31 protein-coding genes and 3 pseudogenes are annotated in these 24,567 nt (G+C 34.2%); 29 read left to right on the top strand and 5 right to left on the bottom strand.

Annotation, left to right across the window (positions count from 1 at the left end):
* Positions 1-22: 22 nt before the first annotated feature.
* The 6 genes from FH508_RS13350 (at position 23) to FH508_RS13325 (ending at position 6,943) form a co-directional block, all read left to right on the top strand.
* The gene (locus FH508_RS13350; RefSeq protein WP_172771788.1) at positions 23-445 is read left to right on the top strand and encodes an ester cyclase; all 423 of its coding nucleotides are present in this window, start codon (positions 23-25) and stop codon (positions 443-445) included.
* 236 nt (positions 446-681) lie between these two features.
* A complete protein-coding gene (locus FH508_RS13345) occupies positions 682-2,088 on the top strand; it encodes a YfcC family protein (RefSeq protein WP_172771787.1) in 1,407 nt (468 codons plus the stop codon).
* A 329-nt stretch (positions 2,089-2,417) separates the two neighbouring features.
* Positions 2,418-3,131: a hypothetical protein gene (locus FH508_RS13340; RefSeq protein WP_228134075.1), complete on the top strand. Its 714-nt coding sequence runs from the start codon at positions 2,418-2,420 to the stop codon at positions 3,129-3,131.
* A gap of 485 nt (positions 3,132-3,616) precedes the next feature.
* Entirely contained in the window at positions 3,617-5,317 is a 1,701-nt protein-coding gene (locus tag FH508_RS13335) for a hypothetical protein (RefSeq protein ID WP_172771785.1), read from the top strand.
* A 764-nt stretch (positions 5,318-6,081) separates the two neighbouring features.
* On the top strand, positions 6,082-6,372 hold the full coding sequence (locus FH508_RS13330; protein ID WP_172771784.1) for a hypothetical protein: 291 nt from the start codon (positions 6,082-6,084) through the stop codon (positions 6,370-6,372).
* A gap of 136 nt (positions 6,373-6,508) precedes the next feature.
* On the top strand, positions 6,509-6,943 hold the full coding sequence (locus FH508_RS13325) for a YxiJ family protein (protein WP_172771783.1): 435 nt from the start codon (positions 6,509-6,511) through the stop codon (positions 6,941-6,943).
* A 387-nt stretch (positions 6,944-7,330) separates the two neighbouring features.
* Here FH508_RS13325 and FH508_RS13320 read toward each other — a convergent pair whose 3' ends face one another.
* Positions 7,331-8,761 (bottom strand): serine hydrolase domain-containing protein, encoded by a 1,431-nt coding sequence (locus FH508_RS13320; protein ID WP_172771782.1) that lies wholly within the window; start codon positions 8,759-8,761, stop codon positions 7,331-7,333.
* Positions 8,758-9,399: a DUF6241 domain-containing protein gene (locus tag FH508_RS13315; RefSeq protein WP_172771781.1), complete on the bottom strand. Its 642-nt coding sequence runs from the start codon at positions 9,397-9,399 to the stop codon at positions 8,758-8,760. The genes FH508_RS13320 and FH508_RS13315 overlap by 4 nt, the downstream gene beginning before the upstream one ends.
* A 425-nt stretch (positions 9,400-9,824) precedes the next feature.
* On the opposite strand from FH508_RS13315, the gene FH508_RS13310 reads away from it, so the two are divergent.
* From FH508_RS13310 to terS, 8 genes and pseudogenes are all read left to right on the top strand, one after another.
* Positions 9,825-9,992, top strand: coding sequence for a hypothetical protein (locus FH508_RS13310; protein ID WP_172771780.1), 168 nt, complete (start codon positions 9,825-9,827; stop codon positions 9,990-9,992).
* 773 nt (positions 9,993-10,765) lie between these two features.
* Entirely contained in the window at positions 10,766-10,924 is a 159-nt protein-coding gene (locus tag FH508_RS24120) for a DNA adenine methylase (RefSeq protein ID WP_370635630.1), read from the top strand.
* A 108-nt stretch (positions 10,925-11,032) separates the two neighbouring features.
* The gene (locus tag FH508_RS24115; protein ID WP_370635629.1) at positions 11,033-11,398 is read left to right on the top strand and encodes a DNA adenine methylase; all 366 of its coding nucleotides are present in this window, start codon (positions 11,033-11,035) and stop codon (positions 11,396-11,398) included.
* Between the two features lie 310 nt (positions 11,399-11,708).
* Positions 11,709-11,858 carry a hypothetical protein gene (locus FH508_RS13300; protein ID WP_172771779.1) on the top strand — a complete coding sequence of 50 codons (150 nt, stop codon included), beginning with the start codon at positions 11,709-11,711 and terminating at the stop codon, positions 11,856-11,858.
* 360 nt (positions 11,859-12,218) lie between these two features.
* Positions 12,219-12,638, top strand: coding sequence for a hypothetical protein (locus tag FH508_RS13295; RefSeq protein ID WP_228134074.1), 420 nt, complete (start codon positions 12,219-12,221; stop codon positions 12,636-12,638).
* 148 nt (positions 12,639-12,786) lie between these two features.
* Positions 12,787-13,077 (top strand): translation initiation factor 2, encoded by a 291-nt coding sequence (locus FH508_RS13290; RefSeq protein ID WP_172771778.1) that lies wholly within the window; start codon positions 12,787-12,789, stop codon positions 13,075-13,077.
* Positions 13,078-13,164: 87 nt separating this feature from the next.
* Complete coding sequence (locus FH508_RS13285) at positions 13,165-13,395, top strand: hypothetical protein (protein ID WP_172771777.1); 231 nt, start codon at positions 13,165-13,167, stop codon at positions 13,393-13,395.
* A 157-nt stretch (positions 13,396-13,552) separates the two neighbouring features.
* Positions 13,553-14,279, top strand: a pseudogene (terS, locus tag FH508_RS13280) (phage terminase small subunit); the annotation flags it as partial.
* Here terS and FH508_RS13275 read toward each other — a convergent pair.
* Positions 14,230-14,664 (bottom strand): type II toxin-antitoxin system HicB family antitoxin, encoded by a 435-nt coding sequence (locus FH508_RS13275; protein WP_217270087.1) that lies wholly within the window; start codon positions 14,662-14,664, stop codon positions 14,230-14,232. The pseudogene terS and the gene FH508_RS13275 sit on opposite strands and share 50 nt — an antisense overlap.
* A 111-nt stretch (positions 14,665-14,775) precedes the next feature.
* Positions 14,776-14,991 carry a type II toxin-antitoxin system HicA family toxin gene (locus FH508_RS13270; RefSeq protein WP_172771775.1) on the bottom strand — a complete coding sequence of 72 codons (216 nt, stop codon included), beginning with the start codon at positions 14,989-14,991 and terminating at the stop codon, positions 14,776-14,778.
* A 113-nt stretch (positions 14,992-15,104) separates the two neighbouring features.
* Between FH508_RS13270 and FH508_RS13265 the strand changes: the two are divergent.
* From FH508_RS13265 to FH508_RS13230, 8 genes and pseudogenes are all read left to right on the top strand, one after another.
* A pseudogene (locus FH508_RS13265) lies at positions 15,105-15,389 on the top strand (phage terminase large subunit); the annotation flags it as partial.
* 465 nt (positions 15,390-15,854) lie between these two features.
* Positions 15,855-16,817, top strand: coding sequence for a helix-turn-helix transcriptional regulator (locus FH508_RS13260; RefSeq protein WP_172771774.1), 963 nt, complete (start codon positions 15,855-15,857; stop codon positions 16,815-16,817).
* A gap of 72 nt (positions 16,818-16,889) precedes the next feature.
* Positions 16,890-17,522, top strand: a complete 633-nt coding sequence (locus FH508_RS13255; protein ID WP_172771773.1) for a type 1 glutamine amidotransferase family protein — start codon at positions 16,890-16,892, stop codon at positions 17,520-17,522.
* 447 nt (positions 17,523-17,969) lie between these two features.
* Positions 17,970-18,320, top strand: a complete 351-nt coding sequence (locus tag FH508_RS13250) for a hypothetical protein (RefSeq protein WP_172771772.1) — start codon at positions 17,970-17,972, stop codon at positions 18,318-18,320.
* A 59-nt stretch (positions 18,321-18,379) separates the two neighbouring features.
* Positions 18,380-18,943, top strand: coding sequence for a signal peptidase I (gene lepB, locus FH508_RS13245; protein ID WP_172771771.1), 564 nt, complete (start codon positions 18,380-18,382; stop codon positions 18,941-18,943).
* A 124-nt stretch (positions 18,944-19,067) separates the two neighbouring features.
* The gene (locus FH508_RS13240; RefSeq protein ID WP_228134073.1) at positions 19,068-19,433 is read left to right on the top strand and encodes a hypothetical protein; all 366 of its coding nucleotides are present in this window, start codon (positions 19,068-19,070) and stop codon (positions 19,431-19,433) included.
* 436 nt (positions 19,434-19,869) lie between these two features.
* Entirely contained in the window at positions 19,870-20,157 is a 288-nt protein-coding gene (locus FH508_RS13235; protein ID WP_172771769.1) for a hypothetical protein, read from the top strand.
* Between the two features lie 195 nt (positions 20,158-20,352).
* A complete protein-coding gene (locus tag FH508_RS13230; protein ID WP_172771768.1) occupies positions 20,353-20,538 on the top strand; it encodes a hypothetical protein in 186 nt (61 codons plus the stop codon).
* A 97-nt stretch (positions 20,539-20,635) separates the two neighbouring features.
* Here FH508_RS13230 and FH508_RS13225 read toward each other — a convergent pair whose 3' ends face one another.
* Positions 20,636-20,845 (bottom strand): hypothetical protein, encoded by a 210-nt coding sequence (locus FH508_RS13225; protein WP_172771767.1) that lies wholly within the window; start codon positions 20,843-20,845, stop codon positions 20,636-20,638.
* A gap of 329 nt (positions 20,846-21,174) precedes the next feature.
* On the opposite strand from FH508_RS13225, the gene FH508_RS24110 reads away from it, so the two are divergent.
* The 7 genes and pseudogenes from FH508_RS24110 to FH508_RS13195 all read left to right on the top strand — a co-directional run bounded on the left by FH508_RS24110 (position 21,175) and on the right by FH508_RS13195 (position 24,536).
* Positions 21,175-21,333 (top strand): DnaB-like helicase C-terminal domain-containing protein, encoded by a 159-nt coding sequence (locus tag FH508_RS24110; protein WP_172771766.1) that lies wholly within the window; start codon positions 21,175-21,177, stop codon positions 21,331-21,333.
* Positions 21,312-21,959 (top strand): annotated as a pseudogene (locus FH508_RS13220) (DnaB helicase C-terminal domain-containing protein). The gene FH508_RS24110 and the pseudogene FH508_RS13220 overlap by 22 nt, the downstream one beginning before the upstream one ends.
* Entirely contained in the window at positions 21,956-22,450 is a 495-nt protein-coding gene (locus FH508_RS13215) for a hypothetical protein (protein ID WP_172771763.1), read from the top strand. Before FH508_RS13220 ends, FH508_RS13215 begins: the two are co-directional and overlap by 4 nt.
* Before the next feature lie 136 nt (positions 22,451-22,586).
* Entirely contained in the window at positions 22,587-22,805 is a 219-nt protein-coding gene (locus FH508_RS13210; RefSeq protein WP_172771762.1) for a hypothetical protein, read from the top strand.
* A gap of 91 nt (positions 22,806-22,896) precedes the next feature.
* A complete protein-coding gene (locus tag FH508_RS13205) occupies positions 22,897-23,094 on the top strand; it encodes an XtrA/YqaO family protein (RefSeq protein WP_172771761.1) in 198 nt (65 codons plus the stop codon).
* Positions 23,095-23,158: 64 nt separating this feature from the next.
* Complete coding sequence (locus FH508_RS13200) at positions 23,159-23,875, top strand: hypothetical protein (protein ID WP_172771760.1); 717 nt, start codon at positions 23,159-23,161, stop codon at positions 23,873-23,875.
* Between the two features lie 46 nt (positions 23,876-23,921).
* On the top strand, positions 23,922-24,536 hold the full coding sequence (locus FH508_RS13195; RefSeq protein ID WP_172771759.1) for a hypothetical protein: 615 nt from the start codon (positions 23,922-23,924) through the stop codon (positions 24,534-24,536).
* Positions 24,537-24,567 lie beyond the last annotated feature (31 nt).

The raw sequence follows: 24,567 nt of genomic DNA, 5'->3' as shown, positions 1-24,567 counted from the left end.
TATTTAACAACGGAGGACTAAAATGACACCAGAACAAATTGTTAAGAAATTTTTTGAAGAAGTACGTTCAGGGAAAAATCCTGATTATGCAACTGAATTAATGGCAGACAAAGTAATGGCACACCAAGTTATTTCTGAAGAAGAAATAACGGTTATAAGAACGCCGAAAGATTATTCAGATCATGTAAAAGAAATGGTAGATGCGTATGGCAATTTTTCGTTAGAAATCCAAGAATTTATGGTACAAGATCATAAAGTATATGTACGATGGAAACAAGTTGGTACCCATGTTGGAGAGGTTGATGGATATCAGCCTACAAGTCTTCCAGTTATAGAAATAGCAAGCGCAGTTTATCGAATAGAAGATGAAAAAATAGCAGAATATTGGATACAAATCGATCGAGCTGGTATTGAAATACAACTAAATCGCAATAAAAGTAATTAACATCCTTCGGGGTGTTTTTATTTTGCTTTGAAACGGGAGTTTTGGGAAATCCATAACTGAATTGTTGGAAGTGGTGTGTTTATATAAATTTTATAAGGCAACAATCAAATTATTTTTGAAATGGGGGAAAATTAAGACTTTACAAAGAATTCTAACTCCTGTATATTTATTTTCTATTAACGACATATATCGACAATGTTGTTAAATGTTTAAATCTTTGAAAGGTGTGTTATTTAATGGAAAATGAACAGCGAGAAAAGAAGAGGAGTTGGCTCAAAGTACCTCATACATATACTATTATTTTTGCTATTATTTTTTTAGCAGGTATTTTAAGTTATATTATTCCAGCAGGTGAGTTTGATCGTGTAGAAGATGATGAAGGGCGTATGCTCGTTGTAGATGGAAGCTATCATCATATTGAGAGTGATCCAGTTTCATTTTTCGAAATGTTTACAGCGATTCCAATGGGGCTTGAAAAAGGAGCTCAAATTATATTTTACATTTTCTTAGTTAGTGGTGTATTTGGCATTATTCATAAAACAGGTGCGATTGAAGCTGGTGTCTATAAAGGAGTAAAAGCTTTAGAAGGCAGAGAAAAATTACTTATTCCTTTATCGATGATTTTATTCTCTGTTGGTGGTTTTACAATGGGGATGGCTGAAGAAACAATTATTTTCGTACCCATTGGTGTGGCAATTGCACGCGCGATGGGCTTTGATGCTGTAACAGGAACTGCCATGATCACACTTGGTGCTGCTAGTGGATTTTTCGGAGGCATGCTTAATCCCTTTACAGTAGGTGTTGCGCAATCATTAGCAGATGTACCATTATTCTCAGGGATCGGCTTCCGTGCAGTAGTCTATGTTTTTGTATTAGGCTTTGCTATTTTCTATGTATCTCGCTATGCTTTTAAGGTGAAAAAGAACCCGCAGGCAAGCGTTATTTATGATATTGAGCAAAAAGCTAAATCTAATGTATCAGTGATTGACATTCCTACATTAACTGGAAAGCATAAATTTGTATTTATTGTCATGGCTTGTGGAATTGGCTTTAATATTTATGGTGTCTTTAATTGGGGTTGGTTCTTAACACAGCTAACTGCATCTTTCTTAATAATGGGATTAGTTGCAGGATTAATAGGCGGTTTAAAACCTGCCTCTATCTTTGATTCCTTTATTGAAGGAGCGAAAGCTGTAACATTTGGTGCTTTAATTGTAGGTTTTGCCCGTGCCATTACAGTTGTTTTAGAACAAGGGAAGATTATTGATACAATTGTGTATGCAGCATCTGAAACAATTGGACATTTACCACATGCTATTAGTGCAATCGGCATGTTAATTATCCAAGCACTTTTAAATTTATTTATTTCATCAGGCAGTGGACAGGCTGCAGCAACAATGCCGATTATGATTCCGATTACTGATTTATTAGGATTAGAACGACAAGTGGCTGTTTTAGCATTCCAATATGGGGATTCCCTCACAAACTCTATTATCCCAACTTCATCAGCATTAATGGCTTATTTAGCTGTTGCAGGTATCCCATATGAAAAGTGGATTAAATTTATTTGGAAGATGATACTTGGTTGGGTAGTCATTGCTTGTATCGCGTTAATTGCAGCGGTTGCCTTAGGTATCAGTTAAAACATAAAGTAATCAAGTTAGACATAATATAAGCAACTTCTAAGATCTGAGTCCAATATTGTATTGGGCTTAGGTTTTTTAATTTAGCTTGTATATGTTGGTGATTATTGTAATGACATGCCTTTTTGGTATGTCTTTTTTATATGATTACTAATTTATATTCACAATCATAGTCTTTCTAATGTCATCAATCGACAGAGCATAGGGAAAGCATTTTTTAATTTATGTTACCTAAAGATGCTTTGGGAACTTAAAACACTTAAGGCCCAATAAAATCCATTTATGTTATTATTGAAGTAACTTTTTAAATAATTTTAAATGGGGTGAAAATGTTGAAAATCTATTTTTACATAAGTATGTTATTAGTAACATTGGCTTTATCAGGCTGTACTAATCATGAAGCTGATAACGCAGAAGCTACAGCGGAAACGTTGGCTAATGAGCGTTCCAGCACAATTATTAACGAGGATAATAGTAAAAAGACTGTAAAAGTAGAACCTATTCCTTTGAACTTAACGCAAGAGCAAAAAGAAGATTATTATCAAAAATATGTAACTATCATAGAAAGAGTAAATGCAGCAAATAACGAAGACTTCGAACTTGAGTTGGAGCCTATAACAGATTTTCTCGAAGAATATTGGATTGAAATAGAAGACTTTGAAAAGATAGCAAAAGAGCGAGCTAATGCGTCAATTGTTGTTGTAGAAAATAATGAACGTTTTAATCCGATGGCAGTACCGAAGACAGTAACATTAAAAATAGGTTCCAAAGAAGCAAATATTATATTTAAAGGATCTTTTGATACACAATTGAATGAAAATACATCAAAGGGAAGGCAACTATTTTCAATATTTAACGGTATTTCTTCGGAAGCTGTTGACGCTAATGGAAGTTGGACACAACTAGGTTATGAGGAGTCTTTAATTGAGGGTAAAACTGTATATAAAATCGCGGTTGGAGGAAACTACTCGCAAAGTGGTATTATTTCTTCACATATCATAGAGATGGAATTTCATTGTGATATAAACGGAGGAATTAGTTAGAAACCCTAAGCTGCTACAATGGCAGACACATGAATTTGAGTCATACTAATATACAATTAATCCGTAAAAATATTATAAGTTCGATTGGAAAGGCACTCGTGAAAAATAGCGAGTGCCTTTACTTAACATTTTTTATAATTTTTATTTCACTTTGCATTTGATGAAAATTGCTTTTAATTTCTTTCCTAAGGTAATTCATGACCATGTAATTATAAGAAGATACACTGTTAGAAGAATTCCAATAGTAAATATACATTTATCTTTAAACTTATCTCTTTTTCGTCATTAATAACTCCTTGCAATCTTTTTTTATAACATAAAGTATTTTTTCCAAACTTGCCATACTTTCAAAATTAGTCTAATTAAAACAACAATGTAAAATTGGAGGTAGGTTCGGTGCACGACATACATGGCCTGCCTAGTTACTTAGAAAGATTAGGTTCTTAATAAGTAACGTTAAAAATAAAAAATTGGAGTGATTTGATTTGACAAAATTTACACCCTTGCAAGAAGCTCAAGCCTTTGCAGAAGCGTTTCTACTACCTATTGAGCAGTTATCTATAAAACATCCTTATAAGAAGGATAAAGGTCGATATCCTCGAGTCAGAAAATTTATCCAAAACTATTTATTAAATGGTTCAAGTGAAACATTCAATTCTTCTCCAATTCAACAAGGTGTTGGACAACTAATGATGTTCTGTGCTCAGTTTGCACAACAAAAGGCTCAAGCTGGAGAACATGATGCAGTTTACAAAGAAATTGTTAATACTGTTATTCCCAAACTTATCGATAAAGCTTTTAATTTTCCGACGAATCCAATTGATCAACTAGCAGGTTTAATTTATCTTGGGGCAGCAATGCTTAAGAAATTAGATGATTCTCAGAGCGATGTTTCATTTTCTAATGTAGATACATTGTTAGAGCAATACCGAGAGCATTTTGCTAATGAAGTATTAAGTTCCAGAGAATACAATATTTTAAAGTATTATCGTACTCCGTCAGCTTGGGCATACGATGATTCAGAAAAATCATATCGTTTTGCTGCTGGGCCATATGAGGGGCAAATCGGATATTGGATCACTACAGCGGATTTATCAACTGATCCTCAGAAAGATTACTTAAATAACCCAACTGTTCTTGATGATTCGGGAAAGGTTACGTTCGCAGGTATTCAACCAGGTACAAGCGGTAAAGATTATATTAATCATCATGCATATTTTAAAACTAAAAACGAACGATTTATTCTTAATTCTTCACTAAATGCTGTTGCTTGTTGGATGGCAGCGCATGTATATGATGTAAAGGTTAATGAGACTGGCGCTTCATTAGATCCTGCACATAATCTGAAAAATGCGATCCGAGATGTTCTTAGTTATACTCAATGGGGTTCCAATACTTCAGTGGCCAATGCTTCTAAAGGTTGTTTCCAGCAAGAGCCCTATAACAATTCATTATCTGCAAAAAGAGTTCTTCCTGTTCACGGGTTTTCTGATGTCAACCTGACAAATAATATGCTACGTGCTCGGTTCGATTCTCCTGCATATAATGCTTTTGCAATAACATTCTTGCAAATTTATGCAAGTTTAATAGAAAACCCAACAGCCTCATCATGGCACAGTCTTATTCCGAATATAGAATCGGATTCTGGAGTTATGGTTACTCAGTTAATTAATACCTACAAGGAGATTTTTGATAACTATTCAACTATAAAAAATAACTTAGTTAGTAATTCGTTTAGCCAAGCGAAATATTGGGGAATGTACATTCCTGAAAATGCCATGTTAGGTTCATCAGAGTTGATTAAAAATCCGTGGCAAATGCCTAATAAAGGCGAGGGAATCAATCAAGCTATGGTTGGATTATTTAATGTTTATCCTGGAATTACAGGACAAGGAATAGCAAGTATGGAAAACAAAGTATCTATAGCGATTAAACATCAACTTGATGTTGGTCAAGCATTACACGGCCAAAGTAAGTTTCCATCGCACGGTCGTTCAGGCCTTTGGGATTTGGCTCGCTTAGATATATTAGCCGATACTACAAATACAAGTGGAACTGTTGATGCTGCTACAGACCTTACTACCACCGATAAAGAATCTCCGAACTGTGCTGGAGCTCGTCGAGCATTCTACGCTTTAGCTATGGCATTAGCAGTTGATGGTTCTAGTGGTTTTACATTAGATTAATAGGAACTTAGGCTCCTTCTTCCAAACTTCTACGACCTAAAGAGCGAGCTTTCGACAATTATCACAATAACTAAATAGACGAATGCAAACCCCTTGAGTGGATTCGAGGGGTTTTTATTTTGTTTTGAGAGTGGAATTTCTTATCACGGCTTTTATTTTTCGCTGCTATCTTATTATTACCTGTACAATTCTATAACAACAGCGAAAAAGACTCTGCTACAATTTTACAACGAGAATGCTAAGGGCAATAGAGCTTGATTGACAGATTAGTATAAAATATATTTAGGGAATATTTTACATATAATATATGCACAATGTTAAAATATAAGAGAATAGTTTGTCTGGGGGGAGAAAGCCTTGTTTTGGGTCGCAATCACCATCTATATTCTTTTAATAGTTAGTTCTATAATTCTCGAAAAGTTGTTGAAACGGAAATTTAAACTGGAAAAGGATTTTAAATTTAGTAAAAGGTTCACTAAAAATCAAAATTTAATAGAAATTATAATGTTGATTATATTTGTTATTGGTTTTTCTATAACCTTTTTTCCTTTTTATTAATTAAACAGCAGGGACATTTGTTGAAGATATCGAAATAATGCAGCAAATAGAAACTTCTTTAGTATTAAACATACGGGAGCGATTCTGTAATAAGTAGCAATGTTAGCTTTCATTTAAGGACCCTTTAATAAAAAAAGCTAGGAAAGTATCTTTATCTTTACAGGAAATAGTGTTATAAAACGCTGTATTCATTAGGAGGTGTTATTGTGATGGAAATATTCTGGATAAACGGACAATATCAAGAAGATGAACGGATTTTTGATTCCCAGTTTGAAGTTTATGAATGGACGGACTCATTATATCAAGATTTCTCAAATGGCTTTTTGAGAAAAGAAAATATCGGTTATGCAACTCCTGATGCAAAGGTAATCGATTGTTTATCGGAACTAATACCACAATGGGCGGGATACACAAATGTAAATGTTACATTGCATAAAGATATAATTGAAATAGACGGTAAAGATCTGTATAGAATATGGATTACTTATGGTAGATAAAATTATTCCACAATCGAGAGGGATTGTGAAATAACAATTATGAAAGATAACCAAACAATGCTTTGGAAGAGTTTGTGTTAGTCTACTGAACAAACTTAATAAAATAGGTATTTGACACAAAAATAAGGGAGAAAATATGAAAACTATTATAAAACAATTAACTGAAATGAAAGATGAATTAAGACAGCCATTTCCTACTGAAGATATTAATAAAATAAGTGAAGATTTTCGAACAGAATTTTTGAATTTATCGAATGAGGAAGAGGTGGATTTCTATGAGGATTTTCGATTCTACTGTTCAAACATAGCGGGAACATTAAGTTATGTTTTAGAAGGAAAGATAAATCAAATTCCTGAAGGACAAATTGACATGCTATATAAGTCTTTTTTTGAATACTATAACCAATATGAATTTCTTGAAGACAAGATAGCACACTATAATCATTTCTTTCAAGAATTTAAAATCAATGAGCAAGCAAGAAAATGGTTATTACAGCTGTTGTCAAATAACCACTATCCATTAAAACAACAGAGTCTTTACACTAAAATAAATCTGAATAATGAGAAATGAACTTTACAAGTATACAAAAAAATTTAATTCGATCGAGAAAATGGTAAGAAAGCTAGTAAACAATAGAAGTGGAGAAAGATTATCGAGCACTATGGTTTAAAGAGTTAGAAAAAACATATTGAATCAGATGAAGAAGTAGCCAATGTGCTACTTCTTTTTAACAACATTTGCTTAACAATCGTGTCAGAATGTTGAATAACTATCTTTTAAAATGTTACCTAACAACGCTTTTGCAAAAATAATATAGTTGTTTAGTTTAATTCATTTTAAAAAAATAGTTTTATTAAAAAAAAAGACACCGCAGTGTCTGATGTTTTTCAAATTAAGCATACTGATAAATTGAAATTCAATTACTTATAATTATTCTTATCACGGGAGCGAGATATTTTATCGGCGAGTGTATACAAACCATGTAATACTTGCTGTTAATAATGCAGAGGAAATCAAAGCTGTAAAAACGCTATATGTTTGCCAAATAAGTATCGTTGACCAATCGAAAGCAAAGCACAGTATACCCAGGACGATCGTAGCAATCAGGAAAATAACTGTTACGATTGTTCTCTTTTTTGTCATTCGATGTCGCTCATTCGTTTTCCTTCTGCTGCGTAATCCTAATAGAAATAGCAAAACTGCCAATAGGGAAAGAATAATGGTGAAAGACGACAAAATAATATCCAAAAGCTGTGTGCCGCTTATTTCATATGACTGAGTTAGATTGCCATCTAATATATCTTTAACTTTTAGTACTAGGTTTATATTGGTATTTGCACCATTACTCAGCAAGCAAATGGCTGTGCGTTCATTTGGCAATATGACTACTTCGGTTCTGAAATTTGGATTGCCCCCAGTGTGTTCTATAATCGTTTGGTCGGCGTTTACCAACCAGCCTGCCGCATAATACATATCGTTGACAGACGAAACTGACATATCACTCTTATGTGATTTTTCGATAACCGTTTGCAAAATTTCGGGTATGTTCTGCACGATATCCATTTGTATGCCCATCCAACGCGCCATATCTTTTGTATTAGAAATGATGTAGCCTGCAGGTTTATTCCCAGCATAATCTGGAGCTTTAAATGGAGTTGTCATAAAAAAGGAAGAACGGTAGCCTTGTGCCAACTGTCCAGTGGCTTGAGCATCTTCTTTATAAACATACGTCTGGTGAAGACCTAACGGCTGAAATACCTGTTCTTTCATAAAGTCTTCATAGCTTTGTCCCGACGCCATCTCAATAACCAAACCCAATACGTCATAATTAACGGTTCCATAGTTATACTGTTCACCGGGAGGGAACTCCAATTCTGCATCAGCGAGCATTTCCACAGTCTTTTGCAACATATCTGGTGTATTACCTTGTGGAATATTTTGAGTATGTCTAATATTTGTTAGACCACTTGTATGATGAAGAAAGTTATTTAATGTAAGACTTTGCATATCAACAAGTCTCCCTTGATACTTTAACGTAAACCAAGGTAAATATTTTTGGACAGGATCAGTCATTGAGAGCAACCCTTGCTCTTCCAACAGCAAAATACCCAAACCAGTAAAAGCTTTACTGACTGAGGCTAACTCATAGAGTGTATTTTCACTTGCAGACAACCTCTTTTCACGGTCTGCGTACCCTGAAGAAAAGTAGAGCACTTCATTATCAACAAGAATTGAGATTGACATTCCTGGAACACCTGATATATGACGGGCATCATCTAGCAACGCTTGTATTGCCGCAGATTTCGAATCTGACAAGGCATAACTTTGTGTTGAGAATCCTGAGAATAATATAAATATCATTAATATAAAAATAAAAATCTTTTTCATAAACCCTGCTTTTCTGTCGAACCAAAAACTTCATCAACCTCTTTTGAAAAAACTTGGAAAATATAGTTTTTCTCTTGTTCTTCCGAAGCAATGCCTGTCCCTAAACCTTCAGGTGTTTTCCCACCTTGAATAAACATTAAAATATTATGGTCATCGTCAACTGTTGAAAAATCACCTTTTTGCCAACGTTTTAATATATCTAGATATATTTCATAAGGTGCATATTTATCAGACATTTTATGACGTTCATATTTATCTTTGTTTTCTTCTACCATCTGTATTAAAGTTTCGATTCTTTCTGGTGTAATCATAATAGAACCTTCTTTCGATTCAGCGATAATCTTTTGGTGTGCCATCTCTTGAATCACTTCTTCTACTAGATTGCCAACAAAGGGTTCATCTCCACTTTTCCATTCATCAATTTTCTTGGAGAAAATAGGATTTTCCCATCCCATACCACTCACATCAACCGTTGATACAAATTTTTCTTTTTTCTCTTCTTTTGAATTGTTCTTTAATTCTTTCACATTATGTTCTGACTCTTCTTTCTCATAGATCTTTTCTGTGATTAAAAGAGTACCACCTATACTCAATAACGCAGTTAAAACAACAATACCTAAAACATATGTCCACTTCATTATTCCACCACCATAAATAACATTTTAAACCAAATTATCATATATAATCCTTTGTGTAAACAACGATTACATTTTCTCGTTCTCCTGACAATTCACTTAATAAATCATATTCCAATTCACACAATGTACTCTATTTATCTGCGTGATTTGATGAAATTGAATAATGTGCAATAAACAACATATGTAAAAAAAAACATATTTTATTTTCATACGCGAAATAATGTGTGTTTTAACTTTTTAATAACTTTTTTTGTACTTCTGACGTAAACCCGTTGTATCTGAACAAGGGGCCTTTCATTCGTCTATTATTTCAACTAACGGATGCTTCGTTCAAGAAGGATTTAGCAATCAAGATAACTTTTTTATTATTGAAAGAAGTGTTGAAATACGCTCCTAAATCTACCTAGCTTCAAAAGGTTATAGAAGTGGATGAAACAATTAAAACGGAATTTGCAGAAAATATGAGGGAAGTTATCGAAGACACAGATTATGCAGTTTTTGAAGAAGAACCGATGCAACACATGGAAGTGTCAATGAACAGTAAAACTTGTCATTTCTTGCGCTTACCCGGGAAATTATTATTTATTTCCTAACTGAAATATCACATTTCGAATAGCATTTTTGCAGGAACAAGCCTTAATCAGATGGTGTTACACATAAGCCTCTACAAAAAAATATCAGTACAAAGAAAATGAGATAGGGTTTTATCAGAACCTTGAAGCATTACGCGTGCTGAAAGGTTTGAGCACACAGGACGAAGCTTTAGATTATGCTATTACAATGACTGAAAGAGCGAGGGCTTCATGAGACTGTGAAACGGTATGCAAATTGAAATTATTAGTGCGTGTAAGCCAGTGCTAAAAGTTAGAGAAAACGGCTTTAAGTTGTTTTATCAGCAGACTTGAAGCATTTGAGAGAAACTAGTATCGATTATTAAGTGGGTTTTGAATAGTTAATTAAACATGTGCTTTTCTTTTTGTGATAAGTGAAGCTGAGAGTAGCACAATCCCAAAGATCAAATACTACACCTTTCCTTCATAAGAGATCATAAGTATAAGCTCCCACAAATTTGAGGGACCTGAATTAGGACTATCGCTGAATGGATAAGCAAATAAAAAAGGGAAAAGGCCAAAGAATGTAGCAACTAATCCAGAAATCAGAAATAGCTTCGAAAGATTTTTCAAGAAAATTCCCCCAGTCTTTTTAATTTCATTTTAACATGAAATATCGGTGTAATGAGTAACTGGATTTACTGAGAACTTTGATGATGAAGCGAAGAAATGTGCAATACAGGAGGTGATTGTTTGAAGCGAGTCTAAATTATGTCGGTTCTAAATGGAATCTGGCTAGATGGATAGTTAATCAAATGCCTAAGCATGAGGTGTATCTTGAGCCATTCTTCGGAAGTGGTGCAGTCTTATTCAATAAACCAGCCGCGCGTATTGAAACAATAAATGATTTAGATGGCAATATCGTTAATCTATTTAAAGTGATTCGTGACCAGCCAGAAAAATTGGCTCAATAAATTCAAATTACGCCCTATTCAAGACAAGAATATAACGAATCATTTACAGCATTGAAGGGTGAATTAAATGCGTTAGAAAGAGCTAGGTTATTCTTAATCCGCTGTTGGATGTCTAGGGGAGGAAAAACAAGTAATCGTAAAGGGTGGCGTCACAATGTAGATTCATCGACTTTCAGTGCATTGCCTGATTGGCGCAAGCTACCAGCTATCGTTTTAGAAGCAACTGAGCGATTGCAAAATGTCCAAATTGAAAATTTAGATGCTGCAACATTGATTGGCCGTTATAACAAAGAGGATTGTTTGATTTACAGCGATCCACCGTATTTATTGAGCACACGTACAAAACGACACTATGCTCATGAAATGACGGATGAACAACATGAAACGTTATTGCAATCTTTAAATAAACATCGGGGTTTTGCCATGATTAGTGGATACAACAACGATATGTATAACATATTTTACGTGGTTTGACAAGGATTTCGAAGATGGCCACAACCGAAGCTGCGAAAGAAAAATGCGAAAGCTTGTGGATCAATCCTCAAATAATTGAGCGTGGGTATAGACAACAATCTCTTTTTGAAATGGTGTAGGAGGGCCAATATGAACGCGCATATAAATATTATTCAGTGCAACCAATGGCTGTTCTAACGATTGAGTATGAGATAAAAAAACTGAAGTAAAGGTAGATGAAAAGAAGAGGTATAAATTTAAAATTTGGCAACCATTTGGGGGATACCAAACAATTCCTATCGAAGATGAATTTGAAGCAATAATCTAGGGATTGAATCATCAAGTAGATATTTTCGCACAAGATGACAAATTGGTATACAGTACAAATGATGATGAAGAAAGCAATTTTGAACGACTTGAAAAATATGGTGTGCAATGTATTGATAATAAAAATGGACGTTGTTGGGGACGAATTCCTTAAACTATATATCTTAGGGCGCCAGAGCAACCGTTACTAAAGCAGAGCCGCACATAGCGGCTAAATGACCAACGAAATCTGCTAAACATTCAAACAAGAAATTATTATTCATAGTAACCACCACCCGATTCTTTTTCGCTTTAAAGAGTAATTGTAACGATATTAGCAAAACAAGTAAGGTTGCTAACAGACACACCGGGCCTAGCCCCCTAAGACATATCTAAATGAAATATATCACATATTCTCCTTAATTTCTATATTTTTCTATTTCAACAATCAAAAAGCTGCAGCGTTGTCACACGCTGCAGACCGCCTTCTTAATCCCTTTTGTATTAGCATTATAACACATAGGAGGGCGGAACTATGTTAAAAGAGAGAACGCTACTAAATCGCTACCAGCTAGACAAGGCAATTAAAAATTACCACGACAATATGCGTAGGTATATGAGAATGAAGGACGAACTTGAATCATTAACGGCGACTGCATCTACGGTGAAGTATGGTATTGAGGCAACTATGCCAAAAGCAATTGGGAAGACACGTGATCCTGTTTATGCACATGTTCAAATTAGAGCGTCGTGTGTTGTTCGTATAGAAAAGATTAAAAACGAATTATTGATGGTGCAACATTTAACGACAAAAGTAACTGGTGATGTAGAGCAAGAGGTGCTTTATTTGTTGTTAGAAGGAAAGCCTTTCCGTTGGATTGGTGCAAAGCTTAATATGAGCCATACAAGCGTACAAAGAGTGCGAGAACGAGTTATTGATCTGATGATGAAGTGACCTTCGGGTTGCTTCATTTCTTTATTGGCATGATTTTTGTGATTTCACCTACAATAGACAAGAGATTTCTTAATTATCTTATTGAGTATGAGGAGCATATAATGATTTAGGATAATTTATGTATATCTTTAAATTAGGAGGAAAAGGCTTGGGTAAAGATAAAAATCAAAATCAAAATCAATTAAATCAATCTCCTGACTCTTTAGATTTATATGTTGCTAAACTTGCGTTCATTGGAGCGAGCATAGCTACGCTTGGAGATGGCTTGACTGCAGTTGCGGCAGGTATTGCCTTAGAGGCTTTAGAAAAAAAAGAACAATCAAATGATAAAAGTTCTCAAAGTCAGAATGGTCAATCAAGACAGTTAGAAAAAATGCAAAAACAGATTGATGAATTAATAACTGAATTAAATCAAGTGAAGAAAATGTTTAGGTGGTAAAAGCTTTCTGTTACTTTCAAATCATATTTATTACTTACTTCGGAAAATGAATTGTATGTAAAAAAATTATCTAAGTGAGGGATAGTGATGAGGGATAATTATGTTTATAACTGGGATTTTCAAAATTTAAAAGCTGAAAGTATCACTAAGGAATTGGTTGAAATTTCCGAAGCCATGTATCAAATCAGTAATGAAATAAATAAGATCTCTGTAGACCTTGCCATGAAGGTAGATCAAAGTAAAATTAAAGCCATTGAAAATTTATCTGAACAAATTGATTTTTTAACCAAAGAATTAGATGAGATTAAAAGAGCCTAAGATAATTTTTATTATAGAAGAATATACATGATACATAAATGCCAAAGTAAATCTTCTAACTAGTAACATAGTTGTTTCAAATGTTACAAATTTGCCAAGTGTTACAAATGTTCCAGATGTTCCAGATGTTCCAAACGTATCATTTTGGGTAGGTTGCGATGTAGCTGGGAAGCATGACATAAAGCTTGGAACATTAAAGAGCCGAAAGAGCCGTGAAAAATGGTTGAGGGATGCAACTGAAAAGGATGCAACCAAAGAGAAACAGGTTGGAGCTCCTAAAGGCAATGATAATGCTAAAGGGAATAGAGGTAATTCTAATCCGACACCTAAGTTTCCGAAACGCAACTCAATCGCAGAGAAGCATGGCTTCTTCTCAAAGTTCCTACCAGAAGAAACGCTTGAAATTATGGAAGCAATGAACGAACGTTCTCCAGCCGATTTAATCTGGGACCAAATACAAATCCAGTATGCTGCTATCATTCGCGCTCAACGTATTATGCATGTTGAATCAAAAGACGAAATCATAAAAGAGCTCAAACGAGAGAAGGTGCAAGGTGCAAGGTGGTAAAAATCCTTCGCATGAAACTGAATACAACTTCCAATTTGCATGGGAACGACAGGCGCAACTACTAACTGCTCAATCGAGAGCTATCGGGGAGTTGCGTTCTTCTATTCGTCAGTTTGTGGAAATGGCTGATGTTGATGATGAGCGTAGACTTAAACTAAAGCAGATGAAGCTGAATATTGATAAAACGAAAGTGGAGATTGAAAAGCTTGGTTCTAATCAACAAAATGAACCTATAGAAATTCAAAATATCAGCAAAAAAAGCAACCTTAATTGGCTGCTTTTTTGTCGTTTTGGTCAATACCAAGAGCCTCTTTAAGGGAAGCTTGAAGTATCTGTGAGAAGTTTAAACCTGCATCTTCAGCTGCATCTCGTAACCAGCGAGGTAGCGTACAGTTTTTTGTTACGGCTTTATTTACAGCCTCATTACGAAATGGGGGCATGTAAACGTCAATAAAGATAATGCGATCTGATTCTGCATGCAAAACGATATCTGCAGGATTTGATGGATTGGGCAGAGATGTTTCCTTTTCTTCTAATTCAAGGATACGAAAAGCTAACATATCTTTCGCTTCTTGGATACCTTCTTTAATATGGTCAGCTAAAATAGCTGTGCCCGCAAAGTCAGGGAAATACATTCCTAAACCACCATCGGCTGCAGTTTCAACAACGACTGGGTAAATAAAATGATTGGCGTAGCTCAATATTAATACCTCCTTTCTTTTAAATGCTATTATGTTACTTTTGGACATTGAGGTAAGGCAATATAGAGAAAGGCAAGTTAAGGTAAGGCAATAGATGTAAGCAGAGAGGGGTTAGAATTTAACCCCTGAAGTCTGCTCAATACTTTTAAGTGTGCCTACCGGAATCAATCGACCATCAGCTTTTACGCTTATATCAGCAAATCTTGTTGGGTCATCTTTATGTATGTATCTCTGATGACTGCCAGGACCCTTATGAGTAGGAGATTTGATGAATCCTTCTTTTTTGAGTCTTTTTAGTGCTTCTCTTATGGTCACTTGCTTTCCCATTACCTTACCTCCTTTCTAATATCATTATAACACGCATAAATAACGCGTGTCTAATTTGGGGTGTGAAAATACGCGTGTTTTTTATGCGTGTAATGTTAAAGGAGTTGAGTAAAATGACATTATTAATTGAAAAAGAAGTAAATCCACATTTCGAAACTTTCTTATTCGACTGGCGTTGTAAGACACAAGTCCTCGTCGGTGGTTATGGCTCATCGAAATCCTATCATGTTGCATTAAAGATAATCTTTAAATTACTTGAGGAAAAACGTACAGCTCTAGTCGTTCGTGAAGTTTACGATACGCACAGGGAAAGTACGTTTTCTTTATTTAGTGAAATCATTGAAGATTTAGGACTAGGAGGCATTGTGAAGACAAGTTCTTCGCCTATGCGGGTTAGCGGAGCGATCTCAATCAGCGCTTGATGAGGAACTAGCGCGATTGACAAATTCAATGATAGAAATAGCAAATTACTTAGAATGAGAATTTTTTCCCTTTTTTAATTTAGTATACGAGATTTATGTAATACATTTGTTTGTATGAGCATAACTAATTTAGATCTCAAATTAAGTTTGATAAATCACCTCGTTAGTTTTGCATAGAGTTGATTTTATTGTTGGTTATATGTGTTAAAATTGAATTGGTTTGGAAGTCTTGTTTAAGTTTTATTCCTTAATTGGACCAGATTGAGGAATATCGGAGTTGATGAGTTATACTAAAAATCAGAAATAGATTGTTAAGAATTTTACTTTATTTAAAAAGACAGAATAATCTAAGTCAAGGAAATAAGTTAAATTTAAATGTAAACTAAAGTTTATTTATTACGAATTAATAAAAATAAACTTATCTTATAGAGGTGGATTTATATGCCTAAAATGGACAATGTGTTAGCAATTCTATGGATGCTTCGTTCAGGTGAAAAAATTACTGCACAACAAATTTCAGAAAAGTTAGAGATGAATATAAGGACTGTGTATCGTTATATTGATACACTTTCAACAAGTGGCGTACCTATAATTTCAGAACCAGGACATAATGGTGGATACACTTTATTGAACAATTTTATTGAGGCTCCTCTATTTTTTGATTTTGAGGAGCAAACTTCACTTTATCATGCTGCTGTTTTTGCAGAAGAAGCTGGATATTATGGTGGTGAAGCACTAAATAGTGCTATTTCAAAGCTAAGCAAATATTCAAATCAAGAGCAGAAAATAAAGATAAACCAACATTTGGCCAATCTTGAAGTAATAAGTCGATTAAGTTCTCAGCCTATGGATCCTTTCTTGAAAGAGTTGGAGCAGGCAGTAGCTGACGGAAACTCTTTAAAAATTCTTTACCATAAAAGTGGCGAAGATCAATCAAAGTATAGACTTATTAATCCTTACAGAATTATTTATTGGAATAATAAATGGTATGTGATTGGGTTTTGTCATCTTAGGAATGAAATCCGTAGTTTTAGAGTAGATCGAATTGAAAGTTTAACGCTAACCGAAAATAAGTTTAACCGGCCAGAAAATTTTTCAGCGAGTGACTTTTTTATGAAAAACCTCCTTCCAACTATAGAAGATACGGAAGTAATTATTTCTTTGGTTATTAATGGGAATTCATTAACGTTGGATGATATTTGCCAACATTGGTTTTTAGGACATTATTTACAAACACGGACTTCAAATCAAGCAGTTTTTCTTCTTGAAAAAGATATAATACATACATATGTACCTTATTTACTTTTACCGTACAATAAATCTATTAATGTTATCGAGCCAATAAGTCTTAAGAAAAGAATTATTGAAGTTCTGACGGAATTAATAAATTTTCATCAAGTATGATAACTTCCCTGACGTTAACTGTCAGGGAAGTTATTTTATAATAGCTATATCAAATGTGATTGGAGTGTTTGGATGCAAACAAAAAAAGTTTTTCTATATGTCTTTAATACAATGTCGGACTGGGAATATGGATATTTAATTGCTGAACTAAACTCAGGAAGATATTTCAAAAAAGACTTACCATCTTTAAAAGTAATTACAGTAGGAGCTAATAAAGAAATGATTACTACTATGGGAGGACTGAGCATAAAACCAGATATTTCACTTGATGAATGTATTCTTGAGAGTAAAGATCTTTTAATTTTACCAGGAGGGACTACTTGGAGTGAAGAAATTCATCAACCTATCTTGGAGAGAGTTGGCCAAGCTTTAAAGTTTGGCACTATTGTTGCTGCAATTTGTGGTGCAACTGAGGCCCTTGCGAATATGGGATACTTAGATTCTAGAAAACACACAAGCAGTGACTTAGAGTATATTAAAATGGTCTGTCCTAATTATAAAGGAGAAAAATATTATGAGATGAGACCAGCGGTATCTGGTGAGAATTTGATTACTGCATCAGGAGTAGCACCTCTAGAATTTACGATGGAAGTACTAAAAAAATTAGACGTCTTTGCACCCGACACATTACATTCATGGTATAACCTAAATAAGACTCATAAACCGGAGTACTTCTTCCAGTTAATGAATTCAATAAATAGCTGAGCTAAAAAATTACCTAAGCAGTTTCATATTAGTTCAAATAAAAATCATACTTTAGACAATGTCAAAGTATGGTTTTTGTATATAATTTAAATATGTTTATGGAAGTAAAAAAACTTACATAGTACTCCGGAAGTTGTTATAAATAGAATTGGTATCTAAATCTCTTTTTAATCTTGTTGAACAACGGTGTGCTTTTTTCTTTGGCAATAATGTTGGAATAATCTTCAACAATCTGGCGCGATTCTGTAATAAGGATCAGCGCTCGTTTTCTTTATAGGATCAGATTGTGGATTAACGGTTCTAGTCAGATTTATGTGGAAAAGAAAAGTCCCCAACCGACACTTTGGGAAGGTTATACTTCAACTAAAGACAAGGTTTAGTTGAATAAAGAAACAAGAAGAAACAGGTTACCGAATATTTACATACGTTATATAAAGGAGGCTGTATATGCGATTACTATCTACTGTTCTTATAATATTCTTAATACCTTTTATATTAATTGGCTGTTCAGGAGGTCTTGGTCAGAATGAATGGGGAGTGTTAAGTAAGGAACAAGTATTAAAACTAAATCCAGATGCAGACATCTTTGAATTTGATGGGAGAGTTTATAAAACGGGTATAGATTGGATTGAAGAGGAAGAATTAATAAAAGATGAACAAATAGGGGAAATATCTGAAGGGATGGCAAATAAATTACCAGTTGGTGCAAAGATATTTTCTTCAAAAGAAAGTAGAGATATTTTGATTGTTGAGTATGATGGGAAAGAAAAGAGGTACTTGCTTCAAGTTGGCGAATAGGTTTATTTATCTTCATTGGTTTATAATTGATTTAATGGTAATTAAAGGGGTTGTTTGTTTTGAAGAAATCTAAGAAAAAGGAATTATTAGACTGGGTTAAGTCTACAGTAATAACGTGTGTTATTGTTATCGCTACGATGTCATTTATTGTTTCCCCAACTAGAGTAGGTGGTGCTTCAATGATGCCAACATATGAAGATGGAGACTTTGTTCTAGTAAATAAAATTGGTAAGAAAATTTCTGGTATTGAAAGGTTTGACGTTATCTTATTCATAACCCCTAATGATGAGCTTTATATTAAACGTGTCATAGGATTACCCGGAGACCATATTGCTTATGAGAATGAAACCCTTTATGTAAACAATGAAGCCTTTGAAGAACCATATTTAGATTTGCATAAAAAACAACTACTAGACACTGGTACAATAACAAAAGATTTCACTTTACAGTCTTTAACAGATCATTCAACAATACCAGAAGGCTATTTATTTGTTTTAGGTGATAACAGGAGAAATAGTATTGATAGTAGATATTCTAGTGTTGGATTAGTACCATTAGAAAAAGTATTAGGGAAAGCCAACGTTAGATTTTATCCATTTGACAGTGTAGGTATTGTTAAATAATTCGTTCATCAGAGAAGTTCTTTGTAAAACTACTGTAGTTCTGAATTGTAGGCAAAGAGAGCCTTTTAGACGAATAAATAAAAAGCGACGTATTCAAGTGCTTCTAGCTGTTGTGTTCACATTTATGATGACAATAATAGGAGCATGGATCGTACAAGATGTTGGGGCAGTCAATGACATCTTTTTCCCAGATGAATGGGGAATCGCAACTGTAACAGATGATACGGCGGAAGAGTGGGAGGGTGTAAAGTTTAACGATCAAAACTATATAATATTTGATAGTATTTTTTGGAGAAAAGAAATCGTTAATTATGCAAATAATGAAAAGAACGTATTATTAAGAGTAAAAGATGATAATGACAATATAGTGATTGATGAAGTTCAAGTACCTGCTGGAACAAGTGTGAAATTAGACGGCTTGAAAAGAAATGAAAAATATTATATTGAAATCAAAGCACCACAAGGTAGATTTACTCTCACTGCGACATGAAGAAAACGGAAATAGCCAAATATATTTGAGTATAATTCAATATTATGGCAGGATTGTTGTATAAGCACTGCTGTTTTTCTATAACTTATGGGTTCAAGAATGTTCATCTATTATTAAAAAACTTTTATAAAGGTAAACAAGTCATTCATTTTGATTGGCTTTTTATTATGCCTAACAGGTGGTGAAATACATGTTAGTAATCGTTTACTCATTACCTTAAGCGTAATTGTCTTTCTTCTAGCACGACATTATAAAAACTGGGAAAAATACTTTCCAACAGTTTAGGGATTCAACAAAGTAACTTAATTGGACAAGGTGGAAATGATTATAAACACTCTATTAAATTTAATAACCTTTTTACCTTTATCTATTCGCTGATTGTGGTGAAGGAAATCCATCCATTACAAGGAAATGGCGAAACGGATAAGGGGCTAAAATGACACTTGAAACGGTTCAAGCATTTCTAATCGACAATGATGAGGATGAGACATGGTTCCAATCATTTGCTGATACGAATGTAACGGAAGCGATTAAAACGTATGAAACGAAACAGTTACGTAAGTTAAAGGCGCGATTTCAGCAATCACATAAAGAAGCTGCACGTGAAAAGTTAATTAATCAGGCATTATCTATTCCAACCACACTGAAGAGTAATCATACTTCATGTCTAGCTTGGGACATTGCCATGGCTCCTCCACTAAGCTTATTGGCCCAGATCGAGTAGGGTCAATAGTTAGTAATTTAGGTTTAACGTGTGGCGGTGATTGGGCACGCAGCATTGACCGACCTCATTTTGAAGTGAAACGCAATTGGAAGATGCCTAGAGGGTACAGATTAGAAGGACGAGTTATCGTACAAAGTAATAGTAAAATGAAAGATTTTTTAATTAATTGTGAAATACAAGTAAGAGGAGGTTACGGTGGCTAATACAAATTGGAATCCTAGTTCATCAGCAATGAGAACTGAAACAGAAAACTTTATTGCACAGTCTTTGAAAGAGGGGATTATAAATGCTTCACATTTGAATGACTTGCAGAATGGCATTTTGACAACGGATCGTTTAATCGGTCTTTATATTACTATTCAGCAGAGAAGGAATAAATAGTAATTTGTAGAGTTAAGAGCAATCTATAAACTATCAATACTCACTTGTAGTTAAAAGGAAAGTTACGGATACAATAGTACAAAAAGACCGATAGTGCTCAATCGCTTTCTTGGTCTTTTTTTTCTTGTTTTTTACCAGTAGAAGCCCATTCATACAAAAATATAAAGAAAAAAGTCATTAAGGTCTTTGAGAAGTTCATACCCCATTCAAACCTATCATACTTAAAATAATCATAAGAAGTGTAAGAAAATAAAATTAAAAAGAAAAAAACGATTGTTAAAATAATTTTTCTTAAATTTATATTCATAATTGCCTCTTTTCTAAAAATCTTTCGTCCTTATATGAATTATAACATTTAACTAATTTGTAAAATAATACACTTTTATTTTAGCTTCACTAAATTGCATAAATGGTACCATTTTGATCTCTCTTAGAAGTTCCCCAATACGTAAAGACATCCATTTTTGGGGTGTAAAACAATTCCCAACCAATCCCACCTCGTTACACAAAAAAAGTCACGAAAGTCACGAAAAAGTCACATTTCTCCCGGAAACATGTGATTTTGGGCGAAAATAAGATATACGACTACCAATACGGGCATTAAAGCCGACCTAATGCAAATGGCGAAGTGACCTTTTGAGCAAGAAAACAGCAAAACAGGGGTGCTTACAGGTCTACTCGATTTGGAATAAGCTGCTAAACGGTTTTCAGGATGCTGAGCTCACAATAATTGCCGCTAGACCCTCAATAGGCAAAACGGAGGCTATTTACCAATCATCTTCTCACTGGAAATGAGTCGTACTACGCTTATTGATCGGCTCATTGCCGCAACAGGTAATTTTAATCGCTTAAAGATGCGCAATCCCTATGAGTATTTTACAGACGGCCAAAAAGAAAAGTGGATGTCAACGCTCGATATGCTTGATAATGCCAATATCGAAATCGATGATCGAGCCGGGATGACCGTCCCACAGATTCGAGCTACTGCTCGAAAAATTATTAAGGCCAATCTTGAAAAAAAGCCAGTGATTTTGATTGATTACTTGCAAATCATTCGAGTGAGCAACCCGCGTGATAATCAAACACAAGCAATTGGCCAAATCTCATGGGATTTAAAGTAAATGGCAAAGGAATTTAACTGCCCTGTAATTTGCTTAGCTCAACTGAATCGCAGTGTCGAGCAACGTCAGGACAAACGCCCTGTTATGAGCGACTTACGAGACTCAGGCAATATCGAACAAGATGCTGATGTTATCGCGTTTTTATATCGCGATGATTACTACGCCAAAGAATCCGAACGCCAAAATATGTTGGAGTTTATTATCGCTAAGCACCGAAATGGCCCGACTGGGACAGTGTTCGCCAGCTATGTAAAAGATACTGGCAGATTGTCGAATATAGCCTGGAGTGTTGCCAAATGAGCGACCTTATCACGGTAAAGGAGATTTTGGAGTATGCGACAGAGTTTGAATTGTGTTGGTTTGCACATCAAGTCTATTGGGCTGTGTCTACACAACAAATTCAGTTGGAGGACGATTCTAATAAATTGCTAGAGGTGGTCTATGATGATGCAGCAGTACGTGAAATGACAAACCGAAATGTCCTTGGCATTGGCCATATTAAGCTATACGTCGTTAAAAGCTTCGCGCAATATGCTTTTTACTTTGCCAGTGATCCGCTAGAGGTCAACATGCTGCATCAAGCGTTATTTGGTGAAGTGGCAGGAGACATAACAGAAGCTCATCGATTGTTAACAAAGATGATGTATTTTGCCAATTTCGATATACAAACTTCACTGCTAGAATACCGAAAAACAATCGTGCAATTTCCAGCTTATCTAGGTCATGCAGAGGCAGGACAATATAACTTATACCGCCTGGATTTGCATAAAGGGGTGAGAGGGATTGTCTAAGCAAGAACGTGAAGAGATCATAGCCATAATTATGCTACGGAAAAATTATGCGGAGGAAATGCTTCGCAATATGTCAGTGAAGACGTTGGATGAGTTATAAAAGTGACTTTAGCGTGAAGAAAAGAGAGGGATGAACATGGATAATGTGAATATTTATGAAATCATTGGCGTTATGATGGACCCTATTTATCAGGCACTCAATCAGCTTCATGATGATGAAGAAATCCTTATCGGCAAACATACCATTCGCAAAACAGCTAAATTTTACGAAATTGAAAATGATCACTTACATGAATGCTTTAAAGAAAAAGAACGTTGCTATCAAGTGTTAAGTAATTTGGTCATGACCAATTAAAAAAAGCTATGGCTGCAACCATAGCTTTGATAGAGCAAAGGCTTCTCCCTTGCTACCAGTAATATCATTATAGCATAAGGGGGAAGCTATTGTGAGATTGAAAGAGTTAAAAATTAGTATTGATGGAAACCTTTATCTTGATATAATGGAATTACCTGAGACTTGCGTCATAGTTCTTTCGAATAGGGTTGCCAAGTTAGCTGAGCTCCCACCGTATGCAGAGACAAAGATCATCACACACCAAGGAAAGGTGAAACGAGTAAAGTGGGATGAGGGTGAAGAATTCTAAATGTAGAATGTACCTACCACTGGAAAATTGCATTAGCGTTTTATCAAAATAAAGGAGAAATGATTTGAAAAATTTCGTTCTTAAATATACTATTTCATCGATTATTTTTATTGTAGTACAAGTTTCTTTACAGATATTTGTGAGTGAGACTGTTGGAAAAATTCTAACACAATTAATGATACTTTTATTAATTGGCATATTACTAAAACCATATTTAATAGCGACCAGGAATGACTCAGATAAAAATGATTTGAATCTAGTAAAAAAACAAAGGAGAGAAAAGTGTAAACTATACATTCGGTTAGGTGAAGAATTTGATACTGACTTATTTGTTTATAAAATAGTTGGTGATTTAGAAGGAGCTAATGATGATTTATCTGATATAAGAGTGTTTAAAGCTAAAATGGTTGAAAAGCTTGGCCCAAATTTAAATGACTATTATTTAATTAGAGAAGTAGTGGAATTAAAACTAAAGTCAGGATTTCTAAACTTTTTAGGGGGCTTTGCTAAGCAAATTTTAATAAGCAGTATTACAGTTATTATTTCAGGTCTATTTATTAACAATATGATAACTATTATTAATAAGGGAGGGAATATGTGGGGACTATTGGAGTTATTAATTCAATTAATAATTTCAGTAATACTTATCTTAGTTCTTATACATTTATTTTACATTGGTTTTAAAGGTACAAAAAATAGAGCTTTATTATTGAAATCTATATTAGATTTAATAATTAAAGAGAAAGAGAAAGAAGGATCAAAACATTTACATATTTATTAGACGTTAAATTAATTAATAACTAAAAAATTAATCAAGGCGGAATATTATGAAATTAACTAGAGAACAAAGAAAGCAGAAAAAACAAAGTGAGATTGAGAGGTTAAAACGTCCGCAATATAATAGAAAAAAAGAAGAAAGAAAAAATGAGCTCATTGAAAAGTATTTAGATGCGGTTATTGGAAAAAAAGATGCTGCTGAAAAAATAGATAGTCTATTATATTATGAAAGAAATCTAATTTACTTAAGTCAAAATGCTAATAAATTCAGAAAAATTTCAATTGGTATAATAATTTTTGAGATAATAATTTTCTTATATCTTATTATGCAAACTTCATTTACAGATTTAAGTGAAAAGGCAGTTGTAATTGCAGGATATACAGCTCTTGTTGCAATAACAATGCCAATACTACAAAATATGCTAAATAAAAGTAATAATGTTTATGAGAAAAAAATTGAATTTTTTTTATTGACTATATCTGAATTATTAGTAGAGGATAAAAAATTTGAAAATTCAGAGGACCGAAAAAGGTATGAAGAGGTTCTTAGCAAAATTCATAGGATGGACTATCCAAAAGATATAAAAAAAGAAGATTTTGAAATTCAAAAACGGAAGAACATGCAAGATGAGCTAATGAAAGAAATATGGGAAAATAAAAAGTAGTTCTACCAGCTCTCTGGAGGACAACAAATGC

Origin of the sequence: Lysinibacillus sp. CD3-6, from assembly GCF_006351725.2 — a bacterium.
GTDB lineage: Bacteria > Bacillota > Bacilli > Bacillales_A > Planococcaceae > Lysinibacillus.
Note: the sequence above shows the minus strand (reverse complement) of the source record. Positions and strands in the feature narration are given on the sequence as shown.

What these genes read in the sequence shown, in the direction of transcription:
- FH508_RS13215 (WP_172771763.1), top strand. Translation starts at nt 21,956, where the DNA reads ATGAGCGACCTTATCACGGTAAAGGAGATTTTGGAGTATGCGACAGAG.
- FH508_RS13295 (WP_228134074.1), top strand. Translation starts at nt 12,219, where the DNA reads ATGTTAAAAGAGAGAACGCTACTAAATCGCTACCAGCTAGACAAGGCA.
- FH508_RS24120 (WP_370635630.1), top strand. Translation starts at nt 10,766, where the DNA reads ATGCCTAAGCATGAGGTGTATCTTGAGCCATTCTTCGGAAGTGGTGCA.
- FH508_RS13345 (WP_172771787.1), top strand. Translation starts at nt 682, where the DNA reads ATGGAAAATGAACAGCGAGAAAAGAAGAGGAGTTGGCTCAAAGTACCT.
- FH508_RS13350 (WP_172771788.1), top strand. Translation starts at nt 23, where the DNA reads ATGACACCAGAACAAATTGTTAAGAAATTTTTTGAAGAAGTACGTTCA.
- FH508_RS13250 (WP_172771772.1), top strand. Translation starts at nt 17,970, where the DNA reads ATGCGATTACTATCTACTGTTCTTATAATATTCTTAATACCTTTTATA.
- FH508_RS13270 (WP_172771775.1), bottom strand. Translation starts at nt 14,991, where the DNA reads ATGGGAAAGCAAGTGACCATAAGAGAAGCACTAAAAAGACTCAAAAAA.
- FH508_RS13340 (WP_228134075.1), top strand. Translation starts at nt 2,418, where the DNA reads ATGTTGAAAATCTATTTTTACATAAGTATGTTATTAGTAACATTGGCT.
- FH508_RS13320 (WP_172771782.1), bottom strand. Translation starts at nt 8,761, where the DNA reads ATGAAAAAGATTTTTATTTTTATATTAATGATATTTATATTATTCTCA.
- FH508_RS13325 (WP_172771783.1), top strand. Translation starts at nt 6,509, where the DNA reads ATGAAAACTATTATAAAACAATTAACTGAAATGAAAGATGAATTAAGA.
- FH508_RS13235 (WP_172771769.1), top strand. Translation starts at nt 19,870, where the DNA reads ATGACACTTGAAACGGTTCAAGCATTTCTAATCGACAATGATGAGGAT.
- FH508_RS13240 (WP_228134073.1), top strand. Translation starts at nt 19,068, where the DNA reads ATGATGACAATAATAGGAGCATGGATCGTACAAGATGTTGGGGCAGTC.
- FH508_RS13225 (WP_172771767.1), bottom strand. Translation starts at nt 20,845, where the DNA reads ATGAATATAAATTTAAGAAAAATTATTTTAACAATCGTTTTTTTCTTT.
- FH508_RS13210 (WP_172771762.1), top strand. Translation starts at nt 22,587, where the DNA reads ATGGATAATGTGAATATTTATGAAATCATTGGCGTTATGATGGACCCT.
- FH508_RS13255 (WP_172771773.1), top strand. Translation starts at nt 16,890, where the DNA reads ATGCAAACAAAAAAAGTTTTTCTATATGTCTTTAATACAATGTCGGAC.
- FH508_RS13260 (WP_172771774.1), top strand. Translation starts at nt 15,855, where the DNA reads ATGCCTAAAATGGACAATGTGTTAGCAATTCTATGGATGCTTCGTTCA.
- FH508_RS24115 (WP_370635629.1), top strand. Translation starts at nt 11,033, where the DNA reads ATGTCTAGGGGAGGAAAAACAAGTAATCGTAAAGGGTGGCGTCACAAT.
- FH508_RS13285 (WP_172771777.1), top strand. Translation starts at nt 13,165, where the DNA reads ATGAGGGATAATTATGTTTATAACTGGGATTTTCAAAATTTAAAAGCT.
- FH508_RS13315 (WP_172771781.1), bottom strand. Translation starts at nt 9,399, where the DNA reads ATGAAGTGGACATATGTTTTAGGTATTGTTGTTTTAACTGCGTTATTG.
- FH508_RS13195 (WP_172771759.1), top strand. Translation starts at nt 23,922, where the DNA reads ATGAAATTAACTAGAGAACAAAGAAAGCAGAAAAAACAAAGTGAGATT.